12 protein-coding genes are annotated in these 15,710 nt (G+C 52.8%); all 12 read left to right on the forward strand.

Going from position 1 to position 15,710, the window contains the following annotated elements; all coding sequences use genetic code 11:
* Positions 1-129: 129 nt before the first annotated feature.
* Positions 130-1,122 carry an ornithine carbamoyltransferase gene (argF, locus tag FGS84_RS01670; protein ID WP_138306003.1) on the forward strand — a complete coding sequence of 331 codons (993 nt, stop codon included), beginning with the start codon at positions 130-132 and terminating at the stop codon, positions 1,120-1,122.
* Between the two features lie 3 nt (positions 1,123-1,125).
* The gene (locus tag FGS84_RS01675; RefSeq protein ID WP_002587606.1) at positions 1,126-1,428 is read left to right on the forward strand and encodes a DUF6637 family protein; all 303 of its coding nucleotides are present in this window, start codon (positions 1,126-1,128) and stop codon (positions 1,426-1,428) included.
* A gap of 11 nt (positions 1,429-1,439) precedes the next feature.
* A complete protein-coding gene (locus FGS84_RS01680) occupies positions 1,440-2,420 on the forward strand; it encodes a biotin--[acetyl-CoA-carboxylase] ligase (protein ID WP_138306004.1) in 981 nt (326 codons plus the stop codon).
* Positions 2,407-3,525, forward strand: a complete 1,119-nt coding sequence (gene mutY, locus FGS84_RS01685; RefSeq protein ID WP_138306005.1) for an A/G-specific adenine glycosylase — start codon at positions 2,407-2,409, stop codon at positions 3,523-3,525. Before FGS84_RS01680 ends, mutY begins: the two co-directional genes overlap by 14 nt.
* Positions 3,526-3,565: 40 nt before the next feature.
* A complete protein-coding gene (locus FGS84_RS01690) occupies positions 3,566-4,471 on the forward strand; it encodes a YegS/Rv2252/BmrU family lipid kinase (protein ID WP_138306006.1) in 906 nt (301 codons plus the stop codon).
* A gap of 135 nt (positions 4,472-4,606) precedes the next feature.
* Positions 4,607-5,752: an RNA polymerase sigma factor RpoD gene (rpoD, locus tag FGS84_RS01695; RefSeq protein ID WP_138306007.1), complete on the forward strand. Its 1,146-nt coding sequence runs from the start codon at positions 4,607-4,609 to the stop codon at positions 5,750-5,752.
* A 166-nt stretch (positions 5,753-5,918) separates the two neighbouring features.
* Positions 5,919-6,566, forward strand: coding sequence for an epoxyqueuosine reductase QueH (locus FGS84_RS01700; protein WP_138306235.1), 648 nt, complete (start codon positions 5,919-5,921; stop codon positions 6,564-6,566).
* A gap of 137 nt (positions 6,567-6,703) precedes the next feature.
* Complete coding sequence (locus tag FGS84_RS01705) at positions 6,704-6,970, forward strand: HPr family phosphocarrier protein (protein WP_002564783.1); 267 nt, start codon at positions 6,704-6,706, stop codon at positions 6,968-6,970.
* A 139-nt stretch (positions 6,971-7,109) separates the two neighbouring features.
* Entirely contained in the window at positions 7,110-11,651 is a 4,542-nt protein-coding gene (gene gltB, locus FGS84_RS01710) for a glutamate synthase large subunit (RefSeq protein WP_138306008.1), read from the forward strand.
* Between the two features lie 14 nt (positions 11,652-11,665).
* The gene (locus tag FGS84_RS01715) at positions 11,666-13,153 is read left to right on the forward strand and encodes a glutamate synthase subunit beta (RefSeq protein ID WP_138306009.1); all 1,488 of its coding nucleotides are present in this window, start codon (positions 11,666-11,668) and stop codon (positions 13,151-13,153) included.
* Between the two features lie 709 nt (positions 13,154-13,862).
* A complete protein-coding gene (locus tag FGS84_RS01720) occupies positions 13,863-14,354 on the forward strand; it encodes a DUF5721 family protein (protein ID WP_138306010.1) in 492 nt (163 codons plus the stop codon).
* A gap of 117 nt (positions 14,355-14,471) precedes the next feature.
* Positions 14,472-15,695: a sigma-70 family RNA polymerase sigma factor gene (locus tag FGS84_RS01725; protein ID WP_138306011.1), complete on the forward strand. Its 1,224-nt coding sequence runs from the start codon at positions 14,472-14,474 to the stop codon at positions 15,693-15,695.
* Positions 15,696-15,710 lie beyond the last annotated feature (15 nt).

The raw sequence follows: 15,710 nt of genomic DNA on the forward strand, positions 1-15,710 counted from the left end.
TATATTATGCATAAAGATGCATAAATATAAATAACTATGCGTTATGAAATATGAATGCATGGTTATTTATTGCAAAAAAATCAAGCCGCAGACATGGCAGGACATGGGTGGTGGAATAGGGAGGATGCTATGAATTTAAAAGGAAGACATTTTTTGACGCTGAAAGATTATACACCGGAGGAGATTACATACCTGCTGGATTTGGCGGCGGACCTGAAGGATAAGAAGAAAAAAGGAGTGCTGGTGGATTCCCTGCGCGGAAAGAATGTGGCCCTTATTTTTGAAAAGACCAGTACCAGGACGCGGTGCGCCTTTGAGGTGGCTGCCCACGATTTGGGCATGGGCACCACCTATCTGGACCCGTCAGGGTCACAGATTGGAAAGAAGGAAAGCATTGCGGATACGGCAAGGGTTTTGGGAAGAATGTACGAGGGTATTGAGTACCGCGGTTTTGGACAGGAAATCGTGGAGGAGCTGGCAAAGTATGCCGGTGTACCTGTGTGGAACGGACTGACCAATGAGGACCATCCCACCCAGATGCTGGCAGACCTTCTGACTATCCGCGAGCATTTGGGATGTTTAAAGGGCTTAAAGCTTGTGTATATGGGAGATGCGCGCTATAATATGGGTAACTCCCTGATGATTGCCTGCACAAAGATGGGCATGCATTTTGTGGCCTGCGCTCCGGCTAAGTATTTCCCGGATGCAACGCTGGTCGAGGAATGCCAGGCCTATGCGGCGGCCAGCGGCGGTTCTGTCACCCTCACTGAGGATGTGGAGGAAGCTGTCAGGGGAGCGGATATCATTGATACGGATGTGTGGGTATCCATGGGTGAGCCTGATGAGGTATGGGAGGAGAGAATTAAGGACCTGACCCCATATAAGGTGACAAAGGCTGTCATGGACCAGGCTGGCCCCAAGGCCATTTTCCTGCACTGCCTGCCCTCTTTCCATGACCTTAAGACCAGGATTGGCAGGGAGATGGGAGAACGTTTCCATGTATCCGAGCTGGAAGTAACAGACGAAGTATTCGAGTCCGGTCAGTCAGTTGTGTTCGACGAGGCTGAGAACCGGATGCATACCATCAAAGCAGTCATGCTTGCAACGTTAGGAGAATCATAATATATGCAGGGACAGAGAGGACGGAGTGAGCGCCATTCCGGGGTATTCCTGGACATGGTACACCTCATACTTGGGATTGCCATTGTAATCCTGGCTGTGCTGTCATTTATCAATCCGGAGGGAAATCATATGCTTTTCCCTCTGGTGTTTTTACTGGCAGCCTTGTTAAACGCGGTAAACGGAATATTTGAGCTTAAGACCAGGGGAAGGGACAAGAAGAAGTTTGGCGCCAGTATCCTGCAGCTGGCTTTGGCGGCAGGACTTATGGTCCTTGGCATCTTAAGCGCCATCAGTATCTGGGCATAGAGGAGCGGTATATGAAGGCAGAAATTTTGCGGATGCTTAAAAGCACCGGGGATTACCTGTCCGGACAGCAGCTGTGCGGGATGCTGGGAGTTTCCCGCACTGCTGTCTGGAAGGCTGTAGGTGAACTGAAGGAAGAGGGATATATCATAGAGGCGGTCCGGAACAGGGGGTACCGTCTTGTGGAAGGTGCTGACGTCATTACCCAGGCTGAGCTTGCATCCATGCTTCACACGCAATGGATTGGGACCAGGCTGGAATATTTTGATGAAACGGATTCCACCAACATAAGGGCCAGAAAACTGGCAGAAGAGGGGGCGCCCCACGGCACGCTGGTGGTGGCTGACCGCCAGACAGCCGGAAAGGGCCGGAGAGGCAGAAGCTGGGTTTCCCCGGCAGGCACAGGCATCTGGATGAGCATGGTGCTCAGGCCGTCCATGGCCCCCATGAGCGCCTCCATGCTGACCCTTATTGCGGGGCTGGCAGTGGTAAAGGGAGTGAAGGAGAGCACGGGGCTGGAGGCCATGATTAAGTGGCCCAACGATGCAGTGCTCAATGGAAAAAAAATATGCGGAATCCTCACGGAGATGAGCACGGAAGTGGAATGCATCCGCTATGTGATTCCCGGAATCGGAATCAATGTGAATATAGACGATTTTCCGGAGGAAATCAGGGACAAGGCCACCTCCCTTAAGCTGGAGGCGGGCAGGAATATCAAGCGAAGTCCCGTCATTGCGGCGGTGGCAGACAGTTTTGAATATTATTATGATATCTTTATGAAGACAAGCAATATGTCAGGGCTTAAGGATGACTATAATAAGGCCCTTGTGAATAAGGACCGGGAAGTCCTGGTGCTGGACCCCAGGGGACAGTATAAAGGCAGGGCCCTGGGAATTGATGATGAAGGCAGCCTTCTGGTCAGACAGGAGGACGGAAACGTATCAGCCGTCATTTCAGGAGAGGTATCGGTAAGAGGTATATATGGATATGTATGATACAGGACATTTGTATGACCGCCTTCAGGTACTGGAGCGGGAGGAGGTGCCCCTGGACCGGAGGGAACGGCTTTGCGCCATGGAACGTCCTCTGCTGGCCTGGTATTCCTCCAGGGCCCGTTCCCTTCCATGGAGGGACGACCCAAAGCCATACCGGGTGTGGATTTCAGAAATCATGCTGCAGCAGACCAGGGTGGAGGCGGTCAAACCCTATTTTGAGCGTTTTATGGAAGCGTTCCCCACTGTGGCCCATCTGGCGCAGGCAGAGGACGATTATCTCATGAAGATGTGGGAGGGCCTGGGATATTACAACCGGGCCAGAAATTTAAAGGCAGCGGCCCGGATGATTATGTCAGAATACGGCGGCTGCCTTCCTGCATCCTTTGATGAACTGATTCGTCTGCCGGGAATCGGAAGCTACACAGCAGGAGCCATTGCCTCCATTGCCTATGGAGCTGCGCTGCCGGCCGTGGACGGCAATGTGCTCCGTGTTATTTCCAGGGTTCTTGGGGACAGGGAGGATATAAAGAAAGCTTCTGTGAAGGCCGGCATTGAGGCAGAGCTTAAGGATGTGATGCCGAAGAATGAGGCCAGCCATTACAATCAGGGGCTCATTGAAATAGGAGCCCTGGTGTGCATACCGGGAGGTGAGCCCAGATGCGGCCAGTGCCCCCTGGCTTCGGTCTGCCTTACCGGAAAGAATGGCTGGTGGAAGGAAATTCCGTATAAATCTCCCAATAAGGCGAGGAAGATAGAGGAACGGACCGTTTTTATCATAGAATACCAGGACAAGGTGGCTATACGCAAGCGCCCTCCCAGGGGGCTGCTGGCCTCCCTTTACGAGCTTCCCAATATAGAGGGAAAGGCATCTGCGGCAGAGGTGCCCAAGGTGCTGGGAATTGAAGGGATGGAGGTGGAGTCAGTGGAGCCGCTGCCGGAGGCAAAGCATGTATTTTCTCATGTGGAATGGCACATGACCGGGTACAGGGTAGTTCTTAAAAAGGCAGAGGAACCCTTATCCTGTTTCATGGTTTCAAGGGAAGAACTGGAGCACACCTACGCTTTGCCCAATGCATTTAATGCATATACAAAGCTGATTGGATAAGATTGACAAAAATGGTTACACTGAAAGGGAGGAATGCAGGATGAAAAAAATGTTGTTTGTATTCAATCCCCGTTCCGGTAAGGAACAGATTAAGGGACAGCTGATGGAAATACTGGACATTTTCACCAAGGCCGGGTATGAGCTGCGTGTCCACGTAACCCAGAAGCAGAGGGATGCCATGGAAGTGGTGGCCCGACTGGGTAAGAAGGTGGATGTGGTGGTGTGCAGCGGCGGTGACGGCACCCTCAATGAAACCGTATCCGGAATGATGAAGCTTAAGAAAATGCCGCTCCTTGGCTATATTCCTGCCGGCTCCACCAATGACTTTGCCACCAGTCTGGGAATACCCAAGCGCATGCCGCTGGCTGCCTGGGATATTGTGGAGGGAACTCCCTTTGCCATTGACACGGGAACCTTCTGTGAAGACAGGAATTTCATGTATATTGCGGCCTTTGGGGCTTTCACGGAGGTGTCCTATGTGACATCCCAGGACAGGAAAAATCTGCTGGGACACCAGGCATATATGCTGGAGGGAGTAAAGAGCCTGGCAGGGCTGAAGCCCTATCACATGAAAGTGGAATGGGACGGGCAGGTGCTGGAGGAGGATTTTGCCTTTGGTATGGTGACCAATACCATCAGCGTAGGCGGGTTTAAGGGACTGGTGAACCAGTCCGTGGCCCTTAACGACGGTCTTTTCGAGGTGCTGCTCATCCGGATGCCAAGAACGCCGGTGGATTTGAGCAATATCATCTCCTACATGTTTCTCAGGGAAGAACCCAATGAGTACGTGTATAAGTTTAAGACCTCGTCCATACGCCTTACTTCGGAACAGGAAGTGGACTGGGTGCTGGACGGTGAGTACGGCGGCTCCAGGACAGAGGTTACCATTGGAAATATCAGGGAAAACATACAGATTCTGCTGCGGAATCATCCGGAAGAGGAATAAAGGCGGAAACAGGGATGATTCAAAAACAGGAATAAAAAATAATGTCGAAAATTGTTGAAATAAGGTTTCCGATGGTATATAATGATAAGTTGTGGGAGTTTCCACATTTACCTTTAAGCGAAAGGACGTTTATCAGTGGAAAAGGACGATTTTTTAAAGAAGCTGGAAAAGCTGGTCGAACATGCAAAAACCAAACACAACACATTGGATGCAGGGGAGATTAATGATTTTTTTACCGGGGATAATCTGTCACCGGAACAGATGGACCAAATTTACAGTTACCTGGAGGGCCGCAACATTGACGTGGTCCCGGTACTGGACGAAGCGATGCTTACCGAGGACACTGTTCTGCTTGATGACATTGATTTAGACCTGGATTTAGACGATGACAGCTTCATTAAAGATGCAGAAGAGGAAGAAATCGACCTGGATGCAGTGGACCTGTTAGAGGGAATCGGAACAGAGGACCCGGTCCGCATGTATCTCAAAGAAATTGGCACCGTGCCCCTTCTTACGGCAGACGAAGAGTTGGAACTGGCCCAGCGTAAGGCTGATGGCGATGAGTTTGCAAAAGAGAGGTTAATCGAGGCCAACCTGCGTCTTGTAGTCAGCATTGCAAAGCGCTATACAGGCAGGGGAATGAGTTTCCTGGACCTGGTACAGGAGGGCAATTTAGGACTGATTAAGGGCGTGGAAAAGTTTGACTATACAAAGGGTTACAAACTAAGTACATATGCTACATGGTGGATTCGCCAGTCCGTTACAAGGGCTTTGGCGGACCAGGCGAGGACAATCCGAGTACCAGTGCATATGGTAGAGACCATCAACAAGATGTCCAAGATGCAGAGAAAGCTGACGCTGGAGCTGGGCTATGAACCTTCCGTAACAGAACTGGCAGAGGCTCTTGATATGACGGAAGATAAGGTCATGGAAATCATGCAGATTGCCAGGGAGCCAGCCTCCCTTGAAACACCCATTGGCGAGGAGGATGACTCCAACCTGGGCGATTTCGTGGCGGACAACAATGTGGTGACTCCGGAAGGCAATGTGGAATCCGTGATGCTGCGGGAACACATTGACGCTCTTTTGGGAGATCTTAAGGAGAGGGAGCGCCAGGTTATTGTGCTGCGGTTTGGACTGGAGGACGGCCATCCCCGTACATTGGAGGAAGTGGGCAAGGAATTCAATGTAACCAGGGAGCGCATCCGTCAGATTGAAGCCAAGGCTCTCAGAAAGCTGCGCAATCCGGTGAGAAGCAAACGAATCAGGGATTTCCTGTAAATCTAGCTGTGCAGGGGCTTTCAGAAAGTCCCTGTCATGGTGTCATGGTGAAGGAATTATGGGCGAGTCATGAAGAGAGGCCGTAAACGGGCGGCCTCTCTTTTTGGCAGGCAGAAATATGGGAATCGTCCGGGCATGGCCCGGCGCAGGAAAGGACGGTAAGGAAATGACACAGCCAGGACAGAAGCGCAACTTCCAGAGGGAATTGGACCGGATTATAGAGGGGCTGCAGGGAGAGAGACGCATTCCCAGGCTGCTGCTGCACAGCTGCTGCGCGCCCTGCAGCAGCTATGTGCTGGAATACCTGAGCCAATATTTTGATATAACGGTGTATTATTACAACCCCAATATATTTCCTCCGGCAGAGTATGAGGCCAGGGTGAAGGAGCAGGAACGGCTGATACAGGAAATGAAGCTTTCAAGGCCGGTCAGGTTCATGGCGGGCAGCTATGAACCGGAGGAATTCTTCTCTGCTGCCAGGGGCCATGAGAAGGACCCGGAGGGAGGAGAACGGTGCCGGCGGTGTTATGAGCTGCGGCTCCGCCAGGCCGCGGATACCGCCAGGGCAGGCGGCTATGATTATTTTACCACCACCCTTTCCATCAGCCCGTTGAAGAATGCCGCGTGGCTCAATGAAATAGGAAACAGGCTGGCCCTGGAATACGGTGTGCCATATCTTGTTTCCGACTTTAAAAAACGCAGTGGTTATAAGCGCTCCGTGGAGCTTTCCACCTTGTACGGACTGTACAGGCAGGATTACTGCGGCTGTGTCTACTCCCGGGCAGAGGCGGAAAAAAGACGTGGTCAGGCATGACGTACATTGTGAAAAAGTTGCTTAGGATTTGTCCGATTAACTTGACATAAGAAGTCAGATGTAATAGAATCTTTCATAAGGGACATGGGCGTCGGCAGTGTCCGAGAGTACAAAATAGTGAATAAGGAGAGTGTATTATGATTAGCAAAACATTAACGGTTGTAAATCCATCCGGATTACACTTAAGACCAGCAGGAGTTCTTTCACAGACAGCTATGAAGTTCAAGAGCGACATCACAATTGAATGTGGGGAGAAGAAGATTGTTGCTAAGAGCGTTCTGAACGTGATGGCAGCCGGAATTAAGTGCGGCACTGAGATTAACCTGATTTGTGATGGCGAGGACGAGGAAGAGGCTATGAAGACCCTGACCGAGGCCATTGAGAGCGGATTAGGCGAGATGTAATCTGCCTTTGCAGGAGCATAATTAAATTGAATTCACTAAGAATGACCGCAGGCGGTACCTAGAGACAGGTGCCGCCTTTTTTGGTTCCGAATTAGTTTATAAAATCCCCCCATTTATGCAAAGAAAGGAAGAAAGATTTATGGAATCCAAACAGAAACAGCCCGGGCTGTATGAACCGCGTTTTGAGCATGACAACTGTGGCATTGGCGCCGTGGCCAATATAAAAGGCGTCAGGAGCCACCATACAGTGGACCAGGCCCTTCATATCGTTGAGAATCTGGAACACAGGGCAGGAAAGGATGCCGAGGGCAAGACAGGGGACGGCGTGGGAATCATGCTTCAGATTTCCCACGGATTTTTTAAGAAGGCAACAGAATCCCTGGGCTTCCAGATAGGAAAGGAGAGGGAGTATGGCGTGGGCATGTTCTTTTTCCCCCAGGATGAACTGATTCGCAGCCAGGCCATGAAGATGTTTGAAATCATTGTGCGCAAGGAGGGCATGACCTTCCTGGGATGGAGGGTGGTCCCCACTGCCCCCGGGATTCTCGGCAGGAAGGCCGTGGACGTGATGCCCTATATTGCCCAGGGTTTTGTGGGCAAACCCGCAGGGATGAAGGCCGGTCTGGATTTTGACAGAAAGCTTTACATTGCCCGCCGCGTATTTGAACAGAGCAACGAGGACACCTATGTGGTATCCCTGAGCAGCAGGACCATTGTGTATAAGGGGATGTTTCTGGTGGGTGAGCTGAGAATGTTTTTTTTGGACCTTCAGGATGAAGACTACCAGTCGGCCATTGCCATTGTCCATTCCAGATTCAGCACCAACACCAATCCCAGCTGGATGAGGGCCCATCCCTACCGCTTGATTGTCCATAACGGTGAAATCAATACCATCCGCGGCAATGTGGATAAGATGGTGGCCCGGGAGGAGAACATGGAATCAGAGTATTTCAGATACGACATGCACAAGGTGCTGCCCATCATAAACCAGGAAGGCTCAGATTCAGCCATGCTGGACAATGCCCTGGAATTCATGGTCATGAGCGGCATGGAACTGCCCCTGGCTGTCATGGTCACCATTCCTGCTCCCTGGGAAAATGACAAGTATATGGACAGTGAAATCAAGGATTTTTACCGCTATTACGCCACCATGATGGAGCCGTGGGACGGACCGGCCTCCATTCTGTTTACGGACGGCGACGTGGTGGGGGCTGTGCTGGACCGGAACGGTCTGCGTCCCTCCCGGTATTACATAACAGAGGACGGCTATATGATACTGGCCTCTGAGGTGGGGGCCATTGACATAGACCAGAAAAAGGTGGTGAAAAAGGACCGCCTGCGCCCCGGAAAAATGCTGCTGGTGGACACAAAGCAGGGAAGGCTTATTGGTGACGATGAGCTTAAGCACTGCTATGCATCCCGCAACCCATACGGGGAATGGCTGGATTCCAACCTGTTCAATATAAAGGACCTTCCGGTGCCCAACAAAGGCATCCCTGCCATGAAGGACGAGGAACGGCTGAGGCTTCAGAAAACATATGGCTACACCTATGAACAGTATAAGACCATGATTCTCCCCATGGCCCTGAACGGTGCGGAGGCCGTGTCCGCCATGGGCGTGGACAGTCCCCTGGCTGTACTGTCAAAGAAGCACCAGCCCCTGTTCAACTACTTTAAGCAGCTCTTTGCCCAGGTGACCAATCCGCCCATTGATGCCATCCGGGAGGAAATCGTGACCTCCACCACAGTCTATGTGGGGGAGGAGGGCAACATACTGGAGGAGACAGCGGAGAACTGCAAAATCCTGAAAGTGGAGAACCCTATCCTGACAGAGACTGATTTGCTTAAAATCAAAAATATGAAAAAGCCTGGTTTCAAGGTGGAGGTAATTCCCATTACCTACTACAAGAATACATCCCTGGAAAAGGCCATTGACCGTCTGTTTCTGGAAGTGGACCGGGCCCACAAGGACGGCGCCAACATCATCATTCTCTCAGACAGGGATATTGATGAAAACCATGTGCCCATTCCATCCCTGCTGGCTGTGTCGGCTCTACAGCAGTACCTGGTAAGGACCAAGAAGCGCACCGGCGTGGCCCTGATACTGGAGAGCGGCGAGCCAAGGGAGGTTCACCATTTTGCTGCCCTGCTGGGTTACGGGGCCTGTGCCGTCAATCCCTATCTGGCCCATGAGTCCATCCGCTCCCTGATTGCCTCCGGTATGCTGGATAAGGACTATTACGCGGCTGTCTGCGACTACGACCTGGCTGTGCTCCACGGCATTGTGAAGATTGCCTCTAAAATGGGCATCTCCACCATCCAGTCCTACCAGGGAGCCCAGATTTTTGAGGCCATCGGCATCTCAAAGGATGTGGTGGATAAATATTTTACGGATACGGTGAGCCGGGTGGGCGGCATTACCTTAAAGGACATAGCCAATGACGTGGATGTGCTTCACTCCGCTGCCTTTGACCCTCTAGGTCTGGATGTGGATTTGACCCTGGAAAGCGTGGGCAGCCACAAGTCACGCTCCGGCGAGGAGGACCACCTTTATAATCCGCTGACCATCCACCTTCTCCAGGAGGCGGCCAGAACAGGCAGTTATGACATCTTCAAACAATATACGGCCCAGGTTGACCGGGAGGATAAGTTGTACCACCTGCGCTCCCTGATGGATTTTAATTTCCCTGAGGACGGAGGCATTCCCCTGGACCAGGTGGAAAGCGTGGAATCCATTGTAAGGAGGTTTAAGACAGGGGCCATGTCCTACGGCTCTATCTCCCAGGAGGCACATGAATGCCTTGCCATTGCCATGAACCGGATTCACGGTAAATCCAATACAGGGGAGGGCGGCGAGAGCCTGGACCGCCTGGTTCCTGGACCCGGGGGGAACAACCGCTGTTCCGCCATCAAGCAGGTGGCTTCCGGCCGCTTCGGAGTCACCAGCCGCTATCTGGTAAGCGCCCAGGAGATTCAGATAAAGATGGCCCAGGGTGCAAAGCCGGGGGAAGGGGGCCAGCTGCCCGGGGGCAAGGTTTATCCGTGGGTGGCAAAGACCAGGCATTCCACCACAGGCGTCAGCCTTATATCGCCGCCGCCCCATCATGACATCTATTCCATTGAGGACCTGGCCCAGCTCATATATGATTTAAAAAATTCCAATACCAGGGCCAGGATATCCGTCAAGCTGGTATCAGAGGCCGGGGTGGGCACTGTGGCTGCGGGCGTGGCCAAAGCGGGCGCCCAGGTAATCCTGATTTCAGCCTATGACGGAGGAACAGGGGCAGCGCCCAGGAATTCCATTTACAATGCAGGCCTTCCGTGGGAGCTGGGAGTGGCGGAGGCCCATCAGACCCTGATTATGAACGGGCTTCGGGACAAGGTGATACTGGAGACAGACGGAAAGCTTATGACCGGAAGGGACGTGGCCATGGCCTGTATGCTGGGAGCGGAAGAATTCGGATTTGCCACGGCGCCCCTGGTGACTCTGGGCTGTGTGATGATGCGTGTCTGCAATCTGGACACCTGTCCCATGGGCATTGCCACCCAGAATCCGGAACTGAGGAAACGCTTCAGAGGAAAACCGGAGTATGTGGTGAACTTCATGGAATTCATAGCAGAGGAGCTGCGGGAATACATGGCAAGGCTGGGCGTGCGCACCCTGGATGAGCTGGTGGGCCGCACGGACCTTCTTAAGAGACGGGAGGACCTTCCCTCTGGCCGGGCCGGCGGGGTGGATTTAAGCAGAATACTGGATAACCCCTATGAAGGCCAGAGGGTGGCCGGCTACAACGGAAAACAGGCGTTTGATTTCCAGCTGGAGGACACCATGGATGAGCAGGTGTTTTTGCGGAAATTCAAAAGCGCCCTTGCCAGCGGCCAGAAAAAGAGTCTGCAGGTGGAGGTGTCCAATGTAAACCGGACCCTGGGAACCATATTTGGCTCTGAGATAACCAGAAAATACCCGGAAGGTCTGCCGGATGATACATTTACCGTCAGCTGCAGCGGAAGCGGCGGACAGAGCTTTGGAGCGTTTATCCCAAGGGGGTTGACCCTGGAGCTGGCAGGTGATTCCAATGATTATTTCGGCAAGGGACTTTCCGGCGGCAGACTGGTGGTGTATCCCCCAAAAGGCGTGCCGTTTAAAGCCGAGGATAATATCATAATCGGCAATGTGGCCCTGTATGGAGCCACCAGCGGAAAGGCTTTCATAAACGGAATCGCAGGTGAACGCTTCTGCGTCCGCAACTCAGGCGCTACCGCTGTGGCGGAGGGCGTGGGGGACCACGGCTGTGAGTACATGACAGGCGGCTGCGTGGTGGTGCTGGGCGCCACGGGCAAGAACTTCGGAGCCGGCATGAGCGGAGGCATCGCCTATGTGCTGGACGAGGACCGCAGTTTTTACAAGCGTCTCAACAAGGAGCTGGTATCCTTTGAGGAGGTGACTAACAAGTATGATGTATTGGAACTGAAAGGCCTGATTGAAGAACATGTGGCCTGCACCAACTCTCTGAAAGGCAGGCGGATTCTGGACCATTTCAGCCAATACCTGCCCAGGTTCAAGAAGGTTGTTCCCCATGATTACCGGCGCATGATGAATGCCATTGTGCAGATGGAGGAAAAGGGACTGAACAGCGAACAGGCGCAGATTGAGGCATTTTACGCCAATCTAAGAGGTTAAGGAGGCAGAACACCATGGGTAAAGCAACAGGATTTTTAGAATATGAGAGAGAAACGGGAAGGGGGGCGGCTCCCAAGGAACGGATAAAAAACTGGAATGAGTTCCATACACCCTTAAGCGAACAGGAGCAGCGGCGCCAGGGAGCCAGGTGTATGGACTGCGGCGTGCCCTTTTGCCAGTCCGGCATGATGATTGGCGGGATGGTCAGCGGATGCCCCCTGCATAACCTGGTGCCGGAATGGAATGACCTGGTATATAACGGAAACTGGAAACAGGCATACTTCAGGCTTAAGAAAACCAACAGCTTCCCGGAGTTCACCTCCAGGGTATGCCCTGCGCCCTGCGAGGCGGCCTGTACCTGCAGCCTGTACGGGGATGCGGTAACTGTCAGGGAAAACGAGAGGGCCATCATTGAAAAGGCATATGAAAGCGGATATGCCCTTCCCAATCCGCCCTCCATCCGCACCGGCAAACGGGTGGCTGTCATAGGCTCAGGCCCCGCCGGGCTGGCTGCTGCGGACCAGCTGAACAAACGGGGGCACAGCGTCACCGTGTTTGAGCGGAGCGACCGTGTGGGAGGTCTGTTAATGTACGGCATCCCCAATATGAAGCTGGAAAAATGGGTCATTGACCGCAAGGCGGATGTGATGAAGAGGGAAGGCGTTGTCTTTGTGACGGGAGCAGATGTGGGAAGGAATTACAGGGTCAATAAAATCCGGAAGGAATTTGACCGCATCATCCTGGCCTGCGGGGCTTCCAACCCAAGGGATATCGATGTGCCGGGCAGGGACAGCGCAGGCATTTACTTTGCAGTGGATTTTCTGAAGGCAACCACCAAAAGCCTGTTGGATTCCGGACTGGAGGATGGAGGCTTTATATCGGCAAAGGATAAGCATGTGCTGGTAATCGGGGGCGGGGACACTGGAAACGACTGTGTAGGCACATCCATCCGGCACGGCTGCGCCTCAGTCACCCAGCTGGAGATGATGCCCAAGCCGCCCGCGGAACGGGCGGAGAACAACACCTGGCCGGAATGGCCCAGAATCCACAAGACAGATTACGGCCAGGAGGAAGCCATAAGCGTATTCGGTTCAGACCCCAGGCAGTACCAGACCACCGTGAAGGAATTCATAAAGGATGGGGAAGGCAGGGTGTGCAAGGCCGTCATCATCAGCCTGGAACCCAGGAAAGACGAGGAAACCGGCCGTACTGTTATGGCAGCCGTGGAAGGCAGCGAGCGCGAACTTCCCGCCGACCTGGTACTCATAGCCGCCGGCTTCACAGGCGCCCAGTCCTATGTAGCGGAAGCCTTCGGAGCAGACCTGGACGCCAGGACCAATGTAGCCACAGAACCAGGAGCCTACCGCACCAGCGCAGACCAGGTATTCACAGCCGGCGACATGCACCGTGGCCAGTCCCTGGTGGTATGGGCCATACAAGAAGGCCGGGAAGCCGCCAAAGCCGTAGACAGGGATATGATGGGGTATACAAACCTGGCCTAGCTACAAGCAGTGCGCATAGGGACGCGAAAGGCGGGGAAGGCAAGCTCGCTTACCTTCCCCGCCTTTCGCGTCCCTATGCATACGGCGCCAGCCGTCCATCTTGAAGGAGCGCAGCGGATTCAAGATGGCAGCACTGCGGACTCATGAAAGCGACAAAGCATATTTGACAACGGCATCCCTCTTATCCTCCCCTCCCGCCATACACAAAGAAACAGTACCGAAACTAAGGAACAGAGAGAACCGGATAATCTGTTTCAGCGGATTATCCGGAGTCAGGTTATAAAAGAGGAGATAGAGCGCCGTTCTGGCGAGAAGCCCGCTGGACTGGATATAGTCGATATCCAGACACTATGAAAAAGCGGAAGAATATGTTAGAGTAGAGCAATCAGAACATCTCAGACAATATCAGAGTATCTTGGACCATAACCTCCCGCCGCATACCAATCCCACCAAAGGCATACCGCAGAAAACAGCAGCCGGAAAGCCACCTAAAACCCGCCTAAAACCCGCCTAAAGCCCCAGTATCCCGCCGTAAACCCGCCGTAAACCCGCCGCAAGCCAGTGCGTATCCCGCCGTAAAACCGCCAGAGACACTTACTGATAATATCAGAAAAATCCACACAGTTTCTATTTGACGTCAATAGTCAAAAACTGTATAATTGAGTAAGAATTTGGAAACCTGTGGTGCAGCCCAGGGCAGGAGAAGGTTATGATTGCATTAAAAGTAGAGGATGTAAAGACATTTACATCCAAACTGTTCCTGAAGGAAGACTTTGACAGCTTCCTGGTTAAGGAAGTAAACATTGTCACCTATAACAATTTTACCATCGACGGACACATCAGGCAGGGATATTATACGGACGAGGAGCTTAAGGATAACCGGATTGAAGCCTTTTCTTCCTGGAAAGTGCTCCGCCCTGTATGCTTTTCACTGATTAAAGGCAAAAAGCTGCCGGGGAGCTTCCATATTGTCCTGCTGCTTCCTCCTTCGGACACAGAGAAATTCGCATCCGCATCCGGAAGCGGGATGAGCGGTGACCAGATACAGGGACTTTATCTGAATATCCGTTACGAAGACGGAGCATTATATTGTGTGACGGGAACTTCTCTGAACTTTTTCACCATGGACAAGACGCTTGAAAACGAGTGGGATAAGTCAGTGGCCAAGTTCATGCGTTCCCATGAGATAGTATGTACCTAACGTGCCGGCAGACCCAATAACGGTACTGTGCTGCGTAAGCCCCCCTGTGTCAAAGTGGGATTTACGCAATACAGTACCTGTATTTAGTATGTCCCAGGAGAAGGGGGAGGATAACAAATGGATAAAATGGAATTGTCTAAGAGGCTGGAGCAGCTGGTCAGTGAGGCGGCTTCCAGGGAAGGGCGCTTGGAGATGACCCAGGTACTGGACCATTTCCGGGATGTGCAGATGACACCGGAGGAAATGGAGGACGTCTACCTGAAGCTGGAGCGCAGAGGCGTCCACATTCAGGCTCCTGAGGAACCGGAAGAGGATTTGCCGGAAGGGGACTTCCTTTTAGATGATGATGCAGGGCTGGAACAGCCGTCTCTGGTTCAGGAGGAGTTCCGTTGGGGAAGGGACCGCCTGGACCCGGATGAGATGCCGGACAGCGGCAGCATGGGGGCCGGCGGGGAAGAGGATGAAGAGGAAGAATACGACGGATATGGACAGGAACAGCTTTTGGAAGGCGTGTCCACAGCAGACCCTATCCGTGAATACTTAAAAGAAATCGGCTCCATACCACTGCTCACTCCGGAGGAGGAATCAGACCTTGCAAGACGTAAGTCGGAAGGCGATGCGGAAGCAGGACGCAAGCTGGTGGAAGCCAACCTGCGTCTGGTGGTCAGCATTGCCAAACGGTATACGGGAAGAGGCATGAGTTTTCTGGACCTGGTCCAGGAGGGAAACCTGGGGTTAATGAAAGCCGTGGAGAAATTTGATTATGCCAAGGGCTACCGGCTCAGTACCTATGCCACCTGGTGGGTGAAGCAGTCCATCACCCGGTCCCTGGCAGACCAGTCCAGGACCATCCGCCTTCCGGTCCATATGGTGGAGGCGGTGAATAAAATCCGCCGGGCGCAGCGCAGCCTGTCTGTGAAGCTGGGGCGTGAGCCGTCCATGGAGGAAGTGGCTGAGGAAGTGAACCTGTCCGAGAAGCGGGTGGCTGAGCTGATTCAGGCTTCGGGGGATACCGTATCCCTGGAAACACCGGTAGGTGATGAGGAAGGCTCCAATCTGGGAGATTTTGTGGCGGACGATGCCAACGCCTCCACAGAGGATAAGGCGGAGAGCTTTCTTCTGCGGGAAGAGATTGACAGTATGCTTCAGGGACTGAACCCCAGGGAGCGCGAGGTCATTATTCTGCGCTTTGGCCTGGAAACAGGACATCCCCTGACCCTGGAGGAAGTGGGGAAACGGTTTAACGTAACCAGGGAGCGCATCCGCCAGATTGAGACAGCGGCTCTCAGGAAGCTTCGCAATCCTTCCAAAAGCAAAAAAATCAGGGATTTTCTCCCATAAAGAGGTAAAACAGTC

Origin of the sequence: Clostridium sp. 1001271st1 H5 (assembly GCF_005845215.1) — a bacterium.
Classification (GTDB): Bacteria; Bacillota; Clostridia; order Lachnospirales; family Lachnospiraceae; genus Enterocloster.